The following is a 14,355-nucleotide window of genomic DNA, read 5'->3' on the forward strand; positions in this document are numbered from 1 at the left end:
ATTCCAAGATCGAGTCAATGACCGAATTTGAAATATTTGTTACGAACTTCGAACGGGCCTCCCAGCCGGCCTCGATCGACCCCGGTCCGCGTTTGACAACGGGTTCGGCGGCCCTGTACCCCTTGCTCACACGAGTCGCGCGGCGCCACCGCCGCGTAGAGACGCAGGCGGGGTGCGGCCGCCCTGAGTCGATGTCGTCCTCCCCTCTGCCGCCCGTACGCGGGTGCGCCGCACCCCGCTTGGAGTCACTCGATGCCCGAACGCCTGGAGTTCCGTCTCGATGACCTCGACGCCCCCGTCGAGATCCTGATCGACACGTGGGGGGTCCCCCACATCTACGCCGAGTCGCGTGCCGACCTCTTCGTCGCGCAGGGCTTCAACGCCGCCCGCGCCCGGCTCTTCCAGATGGATCTGTGGCGCCGCCGCGGTCTGGGCCTGATGGCCGAGGCGTTCGGGCCCCAGCACGTCGAGCGCGACCGGGCGGCCCGGCTCTTCCTCTATCGCGGCGACATGCGCGCCGAGTGGCTGGCCTACGGCTCCGACACCAAGGCGATGACGACGGCGTTCGTGCGAGGCATCAACGCGTTCGTCGCGCTCTGCCGCCGGGACCCCAGCTTCCTGCCGCCGGAGTTCGAGGAGCTCGGGTACCTCCCCGGGACCTGGGAGGCGACCGACATCCCGCGGATCCGCAGCCACGGCTTGTTCCACAACCTGGAGCAGGAGGTGGCCCGCGCCGCCACCCTGCGCGACTACGGACCGGCCGTCGAGGACCTGCGCCGGATCCGCGACCCGCACGCCCCGGTCGCGATCCCCGAGGGCCTCGACCTGACGGTCATCCCCGACGACGTCCTGCGCGTGTACCGCCTCGCCACCGGGCCGGTGGACCTCAGCACCCCGTGGACCGACCCGTCGGGCGAACGGACCCCCGAGGGGAGCAACAACTGGGTGCTGGGCTCCAGCAAGACGGCCACCGGGCGCCCGCTGCTCGCCAACGACCCGCACCGTGCCGTCACCCTGCCGTCCCTGCGCTACGTGGCGCACCTGTCCGCACCCGGCCTCGACGTCATCGGCGGCGGCGAGCCGGTGCTGCCCGGGGTGTCCATCGGCCACAACGGCCACCTGGCCTTCGGGTTGACGATCTTCGCCATCGACCAGGAGGACCTCTACGTCTACCGGCTGAACCCGAGCGCGCCGGACGAGTACGCCTACCGGGACCGCTGGGAGCCGATGACCACGCTGACCGAGGACATCCCCGTGCGAGGGTCCGAGCCGGTGACCGTCGAGCTCCGCTTCACCCGCCACGGCCCGGTCATCTGGGAGGACCCCGACGCGGGGTCGGCGTTCGCCGTGCGCGCTGCCTGGCTCGAGCCCGGCATGGCTCCCTACCTCGGCAGCGCCGACTACATGACCGCCGCCGACGCCGACGAGTTCCGCTCCGCGATGAACCGCTGGGGCGCGCCCGGGGAGAACCAGGTGTACGCCGAGCCCGGGGGCACGATCGGTTGGCGCCCGGGGGGTCTCGTGCCGGTCCGCCCGAACTGGGACGGGCTCCTCCCGGTGCCCGGTGACGGTCGCTACGAGTGGGCGGGCTTCTACGACAACGACGTCCTGCCGAGCTCGCACGAGCCGGAGTCGGACTGGGTGGCGACGGCGAACGAGATGAACCTGCCGAAGGACTTCCCGGCCGACGTGACGGTCGGGCACGACTGGTACCCGGCCTACCGGTACGAGCGGATCGCCGAGGAGCTCGACGGGCGCGACGCGTGGACGGTCGAGGACTGCCTCGCGCTCCAGACGGACTACGTCAGCCTGCCGGCACGCGCCCTCCAGACGCTGTTGGCACGCGTGGACACCGACGACGAACGGCTGCGCGACGCCGTCCAGCTGCTGACCGACTGGGACACCCGCGAGCACGCCGACTCGGCCGCCGCGGCGCTGTACGAGGTCTGGCTGCGCAAGCACCTGCGGCCCCGGCTCCTGGAGACCGCGCTCTCGCGTCATCTGCCGGCGGCCGAGGTGGCCGGCGCCGCCGCGCGCCTGCTCCCGCAGGAGGAGTACTGCGGTGACCCGCGCGTCGACCTCGAGCTGCTGACCCGGCCGGTGCACCACCTCGGCCCGGACGGGGAGCGGATCGCGGGCGAGATCATGACCGACACCCTGGCAGCGGCGGTCGACGACCTGACCGAGCGGTTCGGTGCGGACATGGCGTCGTGGTCGTGGGGCGCCCTGCACGTCGCCGAGCTCGTGCACCCCGCGCACCGCGTGCTCCCGCAGGACTCCCCGTGGACCGCGCTCGGCCCGGTCCCGCGCGGCGGCAGCGGCGACACGGTGGGCAGCACGTCATTCGGGAGCGACTTCCGCCAGACCGCCGGCGCCTCCTTCCGGGTCGTGATCGACGTCGGGGAGTGGGACAACTCCCTGGTCGTCAACTCCCCCGGCCAGTCGGGCGACCCGCGCAGTCCGCACTACGCCGACCACCTCGAGACCTGGGCCGCGGACGGCGCCTTCCCCCTTCTCTACTCGCGCGAGCGCGTCGAGGAGGCGACGACGGAGCGGATCTACCTGCTCCCGCGCTCGTAGCGGTCCGGCGCCGGGGCGCTGCCCCAGCGCTGTCGCGTGTCCTCGATCAGCTCCAGCCGGGAGCGCCCCCGCTCCCCCAGCTGGGCGGACACCGCGGCGACCAGGCTCTCGACCACGGCCATGGCGGGAACCAGGGAGTCGAAGGGCGAGGGCGCCTCGACCCGGGAGGGGAGGACGACCTTCGCGACCCGGGAGATCGGTGAGAGCCACTGGTCGGTCAGCAGCACGACGGTGGCCCCGCGCTCGTCCATCCACTGCGCGAACCGGACCGTGTCGACGTCGTACCGCCGGTAGTCCAAGGCCACCAGCACCGGCCCCCGCGCGACGTCCGCCCCGACGGCCAGCCGTTCCAGCTCGTCGTCGGTCACCATCGACACACCCGGCCTCAGCAGCTTCAGGTGGGAGGTCAGGTAGTCCGCGAGCACCCTGCTGAACCGGCCGCCCACGACGTAGACGCTCCGCTTGGCGTCACACAGCAGCTCCACGGTCCGCGCGAACTCCGCCGGGGGCAGCTCGTTGAAGGTCGCGCGGAGCGTCTCGACGAAGGTCGACGCCGCGTAGGGCAGCAGGTCGTCGTTGTCGGGAGCGGCGGGGTGGTCGCCGTACTGGCGCAAGGGAGATCCCATGCCCTCGTTGACCTCGTGCCGCAGCGCCTCCTGGAAGGCCGGGTAGCCCGAGTACCCGAGCCGGGCGACGAACCGCACCACGGTGGGAGGGCTGACGCCCGCGCGGGCTGCCAACTGGGCCACCGTCTCCAGGCCAGCGACGGGGTACGCCGCGAGCAGCGCCCGGGCGACCTTGCGCTCGCTGTCGCTGAAGGTGGCCAGCGACTCACGGGTGTGACTTGCCACCGACCCCAACGCACTCACCTCCGCTCGGTCAGGAGATCGCCGGGCTGCCGGCGCTCTCCCCGGAACCTACCGACCTCGGGCCCGGAGTGGAGGCGAACGCCGACCACCGGCCGAACCCGAGGAACCAGACCCCGGAAACAGAAAACCCGGACCCCAACTAGGGTCCGGGTAGTCCGGGATCTCTTGAGAGATCACACTGCGCGCCCGTAGGGATTCGAACCCCAAACCTTCTGATCCGTAGTCAGATGCTCTATCCGTTGAGCTACGGGCGCCCGTCGCCCGCCGGGCGGACGACTGGACGAGGATAGCCGACCCCTCGGGCGTTGCCGAAATCAGCACCGTCCCCGACCATCGGCGGGTGGTCCGCGTCCCGCTCCTCGTCCTCGTGATCCTGCTCGCCGCGGGCTGCGCCGGGCACAGCGGTACGCCGGAGCCCGCGCCGACCAGCGTCGCCGCCTTCCCCGACCTGCCCCGCATGCGGGGGCCGTTGCCCGTGCGGTTGCAGCCGGCGCTGCCGCTTGCGGGCAGCGACCCGTGCGCGCCCGCGCCCGGGCGGTACTGCCTGGGCGACCAGGGCTACCGGGCGCTCGGCGCCGAGCAGCAGGGCATCGTCGGCGCCGCGTCGACGGCGCCCGACGCCGAGCACACCGGATGGGACGTCGTGGTCCGGTTCGAGCCGGGCCCGGCCGTGCGCCGGGCCGCCGCCGACGCCGCCGGCATGGGTGGCGTGGTGCTGATCGTCGACCCGGCCGACCGGGTCCTCGCCGCCGTTCCGCCGCTCGACCTGGGCGCCGCGAAGGCGCACTTCTTAGGTCTCGAAAAGGCCGAAGCCTGGGCCCTGGTCGACGGGTTTTCCCGCTCAAAACAAGGGATGTGACGCACCACACGCCCCGTTGATCGATCCAATGTGAGAGCGTCCGACGACGGGGGTACTGTCGCCCCACCCACGGGGTCGGGCGCGTCGCGCCCCCGCCTCCGCGGGGGCAACAGAGTCGCCGACAACGACGCCGAGCGAGCCGCCGCGAACGCGCGAGAGGGAACCGCCATGACCGCCACGACGACCGCCCCGACGACCCACCAGGGCATCCTCGACTTCGTCAACGACGTTGCCGCGATGACCCAGCCCGACCGCATCCACTGGTGCACCGGCTCCGACGAGGAGTGGACCGAGCTCACCGACGCCCTGGTCGCCACGGGCACCTTCACCCGCCTGAACCCGGACATCAAGCCGAACTCCTTCTACGCCGCGAGCGACCCGATCGACGTCGCACGCGTCGAGGACCGCACCTACATCTGCTCGGTGGACGAGCGCGACGCAGGGCCCACGAACAACTGGATGGACCCGGAGCAGATGAAGGGGATCATGCGGGGGCTCTACCAGGGCTCGATGCGCGGCCGGACCATGTACGTGATCCCGTTCGTGATGGGCCACCTCGACGCCGAGAAGCCGATGTTCGGGATCGAGCTCACGGACTCGGCGTACGTCACCGCCTCGATGCGCGTGATGGCCCGGATGGGCACCCAGGTGCTCCAGCGGATGGAGGAGCTCGAGGCCGAGTTCGTCCCGTGCATCCACTCCGTCGGCCACCCGCTGGAGCCCGGCCAGCCGGACGTCGCCTGGCCGTGCAACGACACCAAGTACATCGTGCAGTTCCCCGAGGAGCGCGCGATCTGGTCCTACGGCTCCGGGTACGGCGGCAACGCGCTGCTCGGCAAGAAGTGCTACGCCCTGCGCATCGCGAGCGTGATGGCCCGCGACGAGGGCTGGCTGGCCGAGCACATGCTCATCCTCAAGCTCACCTCGCCCGAGGGCACCGTGAAGTACATCGCCGCGGCGTTCCCGTCGGCGTGCGGCAAGACCAACCTCGCGATGCTCCAGCCGACCATCCCGGGCTGGAAGGTCGAGACGCTCGGCGACGACATCGCCTGGATGCGGATCGGCGAGGACGGCCGGCTGTGGGCGGTCAACCCCGAGTACGGATTCTTCGGCGTCGCCCCGGGCACCAACGAGCACACCAACCCGAACGCGATGAAGACCATCAACAAGGGCAACTCGGTCTTCACCAACGTCGCGCTCACCGACGACGGCGACATCTGGTGGGAGGGCCTGGAGAACCCGCCGGCCAGCGCGACCTCGTGGAAGGGCGAGCCGTGGGGCCCGCAGTCCGAGGAGCTCTCGAGCCACCCCAACTCGCGCTACTGCACCCCGATCAAGCAGTGCGACATCCTCGCGGCCGAGTACGACGACCCGCGCGGCGTGCCGATCGACGCGATCCTGTTCGGCGGCCGCCGCAAGACCACGGTGCCGCTGGTGTTCGAGGCCCGGGACTGGACGCACGGGACGTTCCTCGGCGCGACGCTGTCGTCGGAGACGACCGCCGCGGCCGTCGGCGCGGTCGGCGTGGTGCGCCGCGACCCGATGGCGATGCTGCCGTTCATCGGCTACAACGCCGGCGACTACTTCAACCACTGGATCACGATCGGCAAGGACAACGACGAGGCGTTGCTGCCGAGGATCTTCTACGTCAACTGGTTCCGCCGTGACGACGAGGGCGGCTTCCTCTGGCCGGGCTTCGGCGAGAACAGCCGGGTCCTCAAGTGGGTCGTCGAGCGGCTCGAGGGCCAGGCCGCGGCCGTCGAGACCCCGATCGGACACGTGCCGGCCCCCGAGTCGCTGGACACCGACGGCCTGGACCTGTCCGACGAGGCGCTGGCCGCCGCCCTCCACGTCGACGTCGAGGAGTGGAAGGCCGAGCTGCCGCAGATCCAGGAGTGGTTCGAGAAGTTCGGCGACGACCTGCCCACCGTGCTCTGGACCGAGCTCGACGGCCTGCGGGCGCGGCTCGACGGCTGATCCCACCCGGACCCCCGAAGGGCCTCGACCGCGCCGGTCGGGGCCCTTCGTGCGTACCTGTGGAATCATCAGCCACAAGAGTTCGGCTGACGGGGGGCTGGTCGAGAAGGGGGAACGGCGGCGTGGAGAGCTACGGGCCCGAGGAGCGCGCGCTCTTCGAGGGAGCAGGTACCGCGCTGTACGAGGAGCTGGTGTCCGCGGGCGGACTCCCCGTCGAGGATCGTCGCCTGCTCAAGGGCGGCGAGTGGGCGGCGGCCGTCGAGCAGCTGCGCGAGATGGGCCTGATCAGCGTGTCGACCGACGGCGCGCGCTGGGAGGCCCAGGACCCGTCGACGGTGCAGTCCCGGATCGTGTCCCCCCTCGGCCAGGAGGGCGCCCGACTGCTCACCGAGTCCTCGCACTGGGCGACCGCGTTCGGCACGCTGACCCACACCTGGCGCAAGGCGGCGCACGCGGTGGAGTCCGGCCCGTTCATCTACCTCCACGTCGACCAGATCGATCACTACATCGCCACCCTGGTCGCCGACTGCGAGGAGGAGATGCTCACCGCGCAGCCCCAGGCCATCCGGGACATGAAGCTGATGCCGATCGGACTGCTGCGCGACACCGCCCTGCTCGAGCGGGGCGCCCGGATCCGCACCCTGTACCAGCACAGCGCCCGCCGCAACAACGTCACCCGCCAGTACGTCGCGGAGGTGACCGAGCGCGGTGGCGAGGTCCGCACGCTGGACGAGTTCTTCAACCGGATGATCGTGATCGACCGCCGGGTGGCGGTCATCCCCAGCAAGGAGACGCACCGGGTGGCGCTCGCCGTCCGCGAGCCGTCCGTGGTCGCCTACCTGGTCGACGTGTTCGAGCGGTCCTGGGAGCGCGGCCGGCCGTTCACCAGCCGGGAGGCGTCGGTGATGAAGGACATCGCCAGCGAGCAGCGGTCGATGACGCTGCGGATGCTCATCGAGGGGCACTCCGACCCCGTCTCGGCCAAGCGGCTCGGGGTCAGCCCACGCACCTACGCGGGCTACATCTCCGACCTCAAGGACGAGTTCGAGTCGGAGACCCGGTTCCAGCTCGGCTACACGATCGGCCGGCTCGGCATCACCGGGCAGGACGACGAGGACGTCGACCAGGACGACCCGGGAGCGTGAGCGGACGCGACGAAGGGCAGCGACCCGAGGTCACTGCCCTTCGTCGTGGTGGTCGAGCCGGGCCGGGGGGTGGCACTGGGACCGAACAAGTGGGGGGTGAGTTGGGTCCCCGACTCGACCGAGCTGTGTCTGCTGTCAGCGACCGCCCGGGGGCCGAAGACCCCAGGTGCTGTCAGCGTGCGCCGGAGCGGTCACGGCGACCAGTCCGAGGCTGAGCGTCGCGGTGACCACGGCGACGGCGATCTTTCGCGCAATGTTCATGTTCCCTCTCCCACCTTCTGCCATCGGGTCCCACGGAAGACCCGGTGACACCAGTGTGGGCGAGGAACGCCCCTGAGCACGAACGCACGGCTGCCTCAAATCTCTGCATTGCACATTCCTGCAACCGCTGCATGAATATGCAGTCAGATCCGCATACCGCAGGTACGGCGCGACCCCCTGGCGCGAGGCGCACAGGGGGCCGCAGCTGGCGGAGGCGGAGGGATTTGAACCCTCGATGGGGTTGTAGCCCCAAACCCGCTTAGCAGGCGGGCGCCATAGACCGGACTAGGCGACGCCTCCCGACAGCCCGCACAGGCTACAAGGACGTCCGTCCGGACGGCCAATCAGGGGCGGATCACCGGGTGACCGCCGGCCGGTTCACAGCGGCCGGAGGCCGTGTCCGTCCTGCAGGTGGGCCTGGAGGTCGCGCACGAAGTCCTCCCGGTCGGCGGCGAGCATCTGCACGGGGATCGTGGTCGACCGCCCGTCCTCCAGCCGCAGCACGACCACCGGCGTACCGCCCGGGCTCGCGGTCACCGCCTCGGTCACCTCGCCCCACGCCGCCCGGTCGGTGCCGACCTGGCGGACCAGCCGCACCCGGTAGCCCCCCTCGCCGAGGCGGACCACCGGCATCCGGCGGAACCCGACGTACACCGCCACCACCCCGGCCAGGCCGGCGCCGCCCACCGCGATCAGCACCGCGACGGGCAACCCGAGGAGGACCACGAGGAGGGTGACGAGGACCAGCAGCAGGGCGAGCAGCACCAGCAGCGCGCCGGCGAATCGGGCGGCGAGGGCCGGCGCGAGCCGATAGTCGGACGTCTGCATGGGTTGATTGAACAAGACACCGGAATTTGCCGGGCCACCGGGTTGTGGCGCGCTCACGTCGGGGTGACACTCGAAGTCCCCCCACCGCTCCGGGCCTCCGGGAGGTTCTCATGACCGTCACCTCCATCGAGACGACGTCCGCACTGCAGGGCCTTGCGCAGGCCCTGGAGGCCCCCCGCCGGCCCGGAGTCCCCCTCGGTACGTGGCGCTGGGGTGTGCGGCAGCGGATGGCGGCGGTCCGCGACGCGCTGGTCGCCGAGACCGGCCTCGCCGGCGAGGGCTGGCTCGCAGCGCGGGAGATCGGGCTGCTCCGCGAGCGCAACACGCTGCTCCGCAGGCTGAGCTCCTTGGGGCCTCAGGTGCTGGAGAACCCGGACGTCGACGAGGTCCGCTCGGAGCTGCACCGGCTGCTCGCCGACGTCTCGCACCACATGCAGCGTGTCCGCGACCTCGCGTACGACGAGGTCGCGTTGGAGCTCGGCGGCTCCGAGTAGGCCCACGGGGCCGGAGACCGCACCTGGCAGAGGGGGCGGGATTCGAACCCGCGGTGGGTCTCCCCACGACCGCTTTCAAGGCGGTTCCGATCGGCCACTCCGGCACCCCTCCGTGCCTCCGCACGCGGCGGAGCACTCGAGGAGTCTAGGACCTGGCTAGCGGAGGACCTCGACCAGCACATCGCCCTCCTGGACGACGTCGCCCGGCGCGACCTTGACCGCGCGCACGGTGCCGGCGAACTCCACGAGCACCGGGATCTCCATCTTCATCGACTCCAGCAGCACCACGGTGTCACCGGCCGCGACCGCATCGCCCGGAGCCACGGCGACGCTCATCACGTTGGCCACCATCTCCGCCACGACCTCCGCCACCTGCTCACGCGCCATGCTGCGAACCTAGCCGTTACCGCCGCGTAGGCCGGTATCAGAGGAGGGGTCGGGTGCGGGCCGGCTCGGGGCGCAGGGCCGTGGCCTCCTCGGCGCGCCGGCCGCGGCGACCGGACGACCCGGTGACGGCGAGGTCGAGGCGGATCACCGCGAAGCCGAGCAGCAGCCCGACGACCACGCCGTACACGACGGCGAGCACGGACTCCTCGAGGGTGACCGCGGGGTTGACCAGGGCGTTCGCGACGGGCGTGGTTGCCGCAACGCCGAACGCGCAGACCCACCAGCCCTGACGACGCCGGGCGCGCATGTGGGTGCCCCACGCCAGCGCAGGGATGCCGAGCGCGGTCTCCAGGGGCCGCGGGAAGGCACCGAGGTTCTCGCGGCTCCAGGTCACGCCGTCGAGCAGGCTGCCGACCAGGCCGGGCGTGCCGTAGCGGCGCAGCAGCTCGGCGTAGGCGAGCGTCAGCGCGAGCACGGCGGTGCCGATCAGGACGGTCGCCACGCCCCGCCGGCCGAGCCCGTGCAGGCCGGCGCCCAACCGGTAGACGACCGCGAACGCGCCCAGCAGCGCGAGGCCCAGCGTGACGTACTCGAACCGCGCCACGGTCACCACCGGTTCGAAGCCGACCACCGCCACGGCTCCGGCCGCCGCGACCACGACCGCGACCACCACCTCGCGCGCGGCGTGCACGAAGCGCACGGCGGGCACGGTGACCATCACCGCCAGGACGGCGGCGACCACGCAGGTGAGCACCGCGGCGCCGGTGCGCAGCCGGTCGTCGTCGCTGAGCACGGTGGCCACGCCCAGCACCAGCGCGAGCGTGCCGACCACCACCGGCCGGCCACCGGCGCGAGCCGCGAGCGCCCAGGAGTACGCCGTCGAGACCGCGATCGCTCCCGCCCCGCAGAGCCACCCGGGGCCGACGTCGGCTGCGCCGGCGCCGAGGGCACCCAGCCCGGCGAGCACGAGGACGACGCAGGCCGCGACCGGGAGCCGTGAGCTCGCCACCCGCTCGGTCCGGGTCCGGGCGGCAGCGGCCAGGCGCGCCCACCGGGACGGCGGCCGCTCGGCACGACGACGCGGAGCGGACCTGGACACGGCAGGGAAGGTTACATTCGCCGGTTGGCGAGCGACGGGTTGGTGCTCCGGGCCGTGGCGAGGCTCTCCCCGTCGAGCCGGGCGGACAGCACCTCGGGCCCGTCACCGGCCTCCGCCAGCACGTCGCCGAGCGGGTCCACGACGAGCGAGTGGCCGGTGTAGCGGGGCCCCGGCTGGCCGGCGGCGACCACGAAGACGGTGTTCTCGATCGCCCGCGCCCGGACCAGGGTGCGCCAGTGGTCGGCCTTGCGCGGGCCGGCGACCCACGCGGCCGGCGCGACGAGGACCTCGGCGCCCTCGTCGACCAGGCGCCGGGCGAGCTCGGGGAAGCGGAGGTCGTAGCAGGTCATCAGACCCAGCCGGAAGCCCGCCACGTCGACGAGCACGGGCTCGACCGGGCCGGCGGTGAGCCGGTCGGACTCGCGGTAGCCGAAGGAGTCGTAGAGGTGGATCTTCCGGTACGACGCCTCGGCGGCTCCGCGCATCACGAGCGTGTTGAACGGCCGCGCCGGGTCGTCGCCGGTCTCGAACATGCCGGCGACGACGGTGGTGCCGCGCTCCCCCGCGACCCGGGCGACCTCGGTCGCGAACGGCCCTTCCAGCGTCTCGGCGTACGCACTCACGTCGTCACCGGGCTCGCCGAAGTCGCGGGCGAACGCCTCCGGGAAGACCACCAGGTCGGCGCCGTCGGGGGCCAGCTGGCCGAGCAGGTCGCGGTTGCCGCCCGGCTCGAGGCCGGACGCGTGCTGGACGACGGAGACTCGCAGGATGGCCACCCTGGGAGACTGCCACACATGTCGTTCGCCGCGATCGTCCTGGCCGGGGGTCGAGCCGTGCGCATGGACGGCGCCGACAAGGCGTCGGTGGAGCACCAGGGCCGCACCCTGCTCGAGCACGCGGTGGAGGCGCTCGTCGACGCCGACGAGGTCGTGGTCGTCGGCGACGCGGTACCGACCACGCGCCCGGTGACGTTCTGCCGGGAGAGCCCGCGGCACGGCGGGCCGGTCGCGGCGCTGCTGACCGGGTACGACGCGCTCCGGTCGCGCCCCACGACGGTCGGCGTGCTCGCGGTCGACATGCCCCGCGTCACGCCCTGGACGTTCCGCCGGCTGCACGAGGCTGCCGCCGGACGCGACGGCGCCTTCCTGGCCGACGCCGACGGCCGCCGACAGCTCGCCGGCGTGCTGCTCGCCGACCGGCTCGACGACGTGCGTCCGGACCACGAGGGCCAGCACGGGATGGCGTTCCGGCGGCTGCTCGACGGCCTCGACCTCGCCGACGTCGCGCCCGAGGGCGACGAGGGCCGCGACGTGGACACCTGGGCCGACCTGCGCGACCTCTAGGGGGGTTGCGGACGGCCCGCGGTTGGCGGAAATCTGGGTCTCGTGAACCTCCACGACTGGATCGACGAGCTGAGCGACGTCCTCGACGTGGACACCGAGGTGGACGAGGGTCTGGTGCTGGACCTCGCCCGGGTGGCGGCGCACAACGTCGCGCGCCCGGCGGCGCCGATCACGGCGTACCTGCTCGGGTTCGCGGCCGGCTCCCAGGACGCGGACCCCGAGCAGATCGAGGCCCTGGCCGCGAAGGTGCAGGTGCTCGCCGACGGCTGGGACCGGCCCGCCGGCGCGCCCGACCCGGACGACGTCGACGACGACGTCCCCGACGACAGCGCCGTCGACCACACGGGGGACGCGTACGAGGAGGTGTGACCCCCCGCTGGTGGTCACCACTAGCGTGGGCGTCATGCGTGCCGTCGTAGCCAGCGGGCCCGGTGGCCCCGAGGTCCTGACCGTGGGCGAGCTGCCCGACCCCCAGCCGGGCCCGGGCGAGGTCGTCCTCGACGTCGTCGCCGCGGGGCTCAACCGCGCCGACCTGCTGCAGCGGCAGGGGTTCTACCCGCCGCCGCCGGGCGCGTCGGACGTGATCGGGATGGAGTGCAGCGGCACCGTCGCCGCGGTCGGCGAGGGCGTCGAGGGCTGGTCCGTCGGCGACCCCGCGTGCGCGCTGCTCGCCGGTGGTGGGTACGCCGCGAAGGTCGCCGTACCCGCCGGGCAGGTGATGCCGGTGCCCGCCGGCGTCGACCTGGTGACGGCGGCGGCGCTGCCCGAGGTGGCCTGCACGGTCTGGTCGAACGTGTTCATGGTCGCCGGCCTGCAACCGCGGGAGACGCTGCTCGTCCACGGCGGCGCCGGCGGCATCGGCACCTTCGCCATCCAGCTCGCCCACCAGCTGGGCTCGCGCGTGCTCACGACGGCCGGGACGCCCGAGAAGCGTGCCCTGTGCGTCGCCCTGGGCGCCGACGTGGCGATCGACTACCGCGAGCAGGACTTCGTCGAGGAGACGAAGGACGCGACCGACGGGCGCGGTGCGGACGTCGTCCTCGACAACATGGGTGCGAAGTACCTCGACCGCAACATCGACGCGCTCGCGACCGAGGGCCGGCTGGTCATCATCGGCATGCAGGGCGGCACGAAGGCCGAGCTCGACATCAACAAGCTGCTCCGCAGGCGCGCGGCCGTCATCGGCACCACGCTGCGCTCGCGACCCGTGGCCGAGAAGGCCGCGATCTGCTCGTCGGTCGTCGAGCACGTGTGGCCGCTCGTCGCCGAGGGGCTGGTCAGACCGATCGTGCACGGGACCATGCCGGTCGAGGACGTCGCGGCCGCGCACGCGCTCATGGAGTCCGGGGAGCACAGCGGGAAGATTCTCCTGACCTTCTGATGGATACCGTGGACCCATGAGCCAGGAGCAGCAGCAGGTCGTCGTCATCGGTCCGGACGGGCAGCCCGTCGGCGTGACCGAGGACGGTGAGCAACGTTCGGTGACCGAGCTGGTCGAGCAGCCGGACAAGGTGATGCGGATCGGCAGCATGATCCGGCAGCTCCTCGAGGAGGTGAAGTCGGCGCCGCTGGACGAGGCCAGCCGCAACCGGCTCAAGGAGATCCACCAGGCGTCGATCAAGGAGCTGGAGGACGGCCTCGCCCCCGAGCTGGTCGAGGAGCTGGAGCGGCTGTCGCTGCCGTTCACCGAGGACGCCACCCCGTCCGACGCCGAGCTGCGGATCGCCCAGGCCCAGCTGGTCGGCTGGCTCGAGGGGCTGTTCCACGGCATCCAGACCGCGATCTACGCCCAGCAGATGGCGGCGCGGGCCCAGTTCGAGCAGATCCGGCGCGCGCTGCCCCAGGGCATGGCGCCGGCGGAGGCCCAGGTCGAGGACCCGCAGGCCGGCCAGCCCAAGCCCGGCGACTCCGGCGGGATGTACCTCTGATCCGGGTCAGGAACGGCGCCGGCCGAGGCCGGCGACCAGCAGCAGGCCGAGCAGCCCGACGATGACGAGCGCCACGCCCGGCGCCGCGAGCCGGGCCAGCGTGGTCGGCTCGCCGGCCACCAGGCTGAGGGTGGCGTGCGCGGGCTCGGCCGGCGTCGGCGACGTGCCGGGGCCCAGCAGCCGCTCCACCCGGGCCACCCGGGCGTCGGTCGCGGGTGCCGCCCCGTGCACGTCGATGTGGCCGCCGCTCACGAAGAACACGTACTCCCGGCCCTTCTCCAGGCCCGGCTCGCCGCAGGCGCGCGGGCTGCGTGGCGTCGTGAGCGACGCCTGCGCGCCGACGTCGCCCTTGTAGACCCGCTCGACGTCCACCGCGTAGTGGATGCCGGGGCCCTGCCGGGTGCGGTCGGCGACGGTGCCGGTGAAGACCTGGTCGGCCCGCTTGGCCAGCGCTGCCGGCGAGCTGTCCAGCTGCGGGCAGGCCGAGGCCGCCGTCCCGGTGGCGGCGACGACGCCGCCCACGAGCAGCACCAGGGCGAGCAGGCGGCCCAGCAGACGGCCCAGGAGACGGTTCGGCACGGCGTC

The 14,355-nt window shown here is 72.5% G+C and carries 16 protein-coding genes and 3 tRNA genes; 9 read left to right on the forward strand and 10 right to left on the reverse strand.

Annotated features, from left to right (window positions below; all coding sequences use genetic code 11):
* Positions 1–252: 252 nt before the first annotated feature.
* A complete protein-coding gene (locus ABD086_RS20380; protein WP_343909623.1) occupies positions 253–2,580 on the forward strand; it encodes a penicillin acylase family protein in 2,328 nt (775 codons plus the stop codon).
* Here ABD086_RS20380 and ABD086_RS20385 read toward each other — a convergent pair.
* Both ABD086_RS20385 and ABD086_RS20390 read right to left on the reverse strand, forming a co-directional pair.
* Positions 2,559–3,431 (reverse strand): MurR/RpiR family transcriptional regulator, encoded by an 873-nt coding sequence (locus ABD086_RS20385; RefSeq protein WP_343909625.1) that lies wholly within the window; start codon positions 3,429–3,431, stop codon positions 2,559–2,561. The two genes, ABD086_RS20380 and ABD086_RS20385, sit on opposite strands and share 22 nt — an antisense overlap.
* 199 nt (positions 3,432–3,630) lie before the next feature.
* A tRNA-Arg gene (locus tag ABD086_RS20390) sits at positions 3,631–3,703 on the reverse strand.
* Positions 3,704–3,789: 86 nt separating this feature from the next.
* Between ABD086_RS20390 and ABD086_RS20395 the strand changes: the two genes are divergently transcribed.
* The 3 genes from ABD086_RS20395 (at position 3,790) to ABD086_RS20405 (ending at position 7,430) form a co-directional block, all read left to right on the forward strand.
* Positions 3,790–4,308, forward strand: coding sequence for a hypothetical protein (locus tag ABD086_RS20395; protein ID WP_343909627.1), 519 nt, complete (start codon positions 3,790–3,792; stop codon positions 4,306–4,308).
* A 168-nt stretch (positions 4,309–4,476) separates the two neighbouring features.
* Complete coding sequence (locus tag ABD086_RS20400) at positions 4,477–6,285, forward strand: phosphoenolpyruvate carboxykinase (GTP) (RefSeq protein WP_343909629.1); 1,809 nt, start codon at positions 4,477–4,479, stop codon at positions 6,283–6,285.
* A gap of 122 nt (positions 6,286–6,407) precedes the next feature.
* Complete coding sequence (locus tag ABD086_RS20405) at positions 6,408–7,430, forward strand: LuxR family transcriptional regulator (protein ID WP_343909631.1); 1,023 nt, start codon at positions 6,408–6,410, stop codon at positions 7,428–7,430.
* Positions 7,431–7,565: 135 nt separating this feature from the next.
* On the opposite strand, the gene ABD086_RS20410 is transcribed toward ABD086_RS20405, so the two are convergent.
* From ABD086_RS20410 to ABD086_RS20420, 3 genes are all read right to left on the reverse strand, one after another.
* Positions 7,566–7,691 carry a hypothetical protein gene (locus tag ABD086_RS20410; RefSeq protein ID WP_343909633.1) on the reverse strand — a complete coding sequence of 42 codons (126 nt, stop codon included), beginning with the start codon at positions 7,689–7,691 and terminating at the stop codon, positions 7,566–7,568.
* 206 nt (positions 7,692–7,897) lie between these two features.
* Positions 7,898–7,991, reverse strand: a tRNA-Ser gene (locus tag ABD086_RS20415).
* 78 nt (positions 7,992–8,069) lie between these two features.
* On the reverse strand, positions 8,070–8,519 hold the full coding sequence (locus ABD086_RS20420; protein WP_343909635.1) for a hypothetical protein: 450 nt from the start codon (positions 8,517–8,519) through the stop codon (positions 8,070–8,072).
* A 110-nt stretch (positions 8,520–8,629) separates the two neighbouring features.
* On the opposite strand from ABD086_RS20420, the gene ABD086_RS20425 reads away from it, so the two are divergent.
* Positions 8,630–9,013: a hypothetical protein gene (locus ABD086_RS20425; RefSeq protein WP_343909637.1), complete on the forward strand. Its 384-nt coding sequence runs from the start codon at positions 8,630–8,632 to the stop codon at positions 9,011–9,013.
* A gap of 24 nt (positions 9,014–9,037) precedes the next feature.
* Here ABD086_RS20425 and ABD086_RS20430 read toward each other — a convergent pair.
* The 4 genes from ABD086_RS20430 to ABD086_RS20445 form a co-directional block, all read right to left on the reverse strand.
* Positions 9,038–9,125: transfer RNA gene (locus ABD086_RS20430), tRNA-Ser, on the reverse strand.
* Positions 9,126–9,169: 44 nt separating this feature from the next.
* Positions 9,170–9,400, reverse strand: coding sequence for a biotin/lipoyl-binding carrier protein (locus ABD086_RS20435; protein ID WP_343909639.1), 231 nt, complete (start codon positions 9,398–9,400; stop codon positions 9,170–9,172).
* 37 nt (positions 9,401–9,437) lie between these two features.
* Complete coding sequence (locus ABD086_RS20440; RefSeq protein WP_343909641.1) at positions 9,438–10,499, reverse strand: hypothetical protein; 1,062 nt, start codon at positions 10,497–10,499, stop codon at positions 9,438–9,440.
* 11 nt (positions 10,500–10,510) lie between these two features.
* A complete protein-coding gene (locus tag ABD086_RS20445) occupies positions 10,511–11,275 on the reverse strand; it encodes a carbon-nitrogen hydrolase family protein (protein ID WP_343909643.1) in 765 nt (254 codons plus the stop codon).
* An 18-nt stretch (positions 11,276–11,293) separates the two neighbouring features.
* On the opposite strand from ABD086_RS20445, the gene mobA reads away from it, so the two are divergent.
* Genes mobA through ABD086_RS20465 form a run of 4 tightly spaced genes read left to right on the forward strand, consistent with a single transcriptional unit; the run spans position 11,294 to position 13,770 of the window.
* Positions 11,294–11,842, forward strand: a complete 549-nt coding sequence (mobA, locus tag ABD086_RS20450) for a molybdenum cofactor guanylyltransferase (protein ID WP_343909645.1) — start codon at positions 11,294–11,296, stop codon at positions 11,840–11,842.
* A gap of 42 nt (positions 11,843–11,884) precedes the next feature.
* Positions 11,885–12,211 (forward strand): DUF6457 domain-containing protein, encoded by a 327-nt coding sequence (locus tag ABD086_RS20455; protein WP_343909647.1) that lies wholly within the window; start codon positions 11,885–11,887, stop codon positions 12,209–12,211.
* Positions 12,212–12,245: 34 nt separating this feature from the next.
* Positions 12,246–13,223: an NAD(P)H-quinone oxidoreductase gene (locus ABD086_RS20460; protein ID WP_343909649.1), complete on the forward strand. Its 978-nt coding sequence runs from the start codon at positions 12,246–12,248 to the stop codon at positions 13,221–13,223.
* Positions 13,224–13,239: 16 nt separating this feature from the next.
* Positions 13,240–13,770, forward strand: a complete 531-nt coding sequence (locus tag ABD086_RS20465; RefSeq protein ID WP_343909651.1) for a bacterial proteasome activator family protein — start codon at positions 13,240–13,242, stop codon at positions 13,768–13,770.
* A 6-nt stretch (positions 13,771–13,776) separates the two neighbouring features.
* On the opposite strand, the gene ABD086_RS20470 is transcribed toward ABD086_RS20465, so the two are convergent.
* Positions 13,777–14,349, reverse strand: coding sequence for a hypothetical protein (locus tag ABD086_RS20470; protein ID WP_343909653.1), 573 nt, complete (start codon positions 14,347–14,349; stop codon positions 13,777–13,779).
* Positions 14,350–14,355 lie beyond the last annotated feature (6 nt).

Source organism: Nocardioides aquiterrae (genome assembly GCF_039526625.1).
Lineage (GTDB): Bacteria > Actinomycetota > Actinomycetes > Propionibacteriales > Nocardioidaceae > Nocardioides > Nocardioides aquiterrae.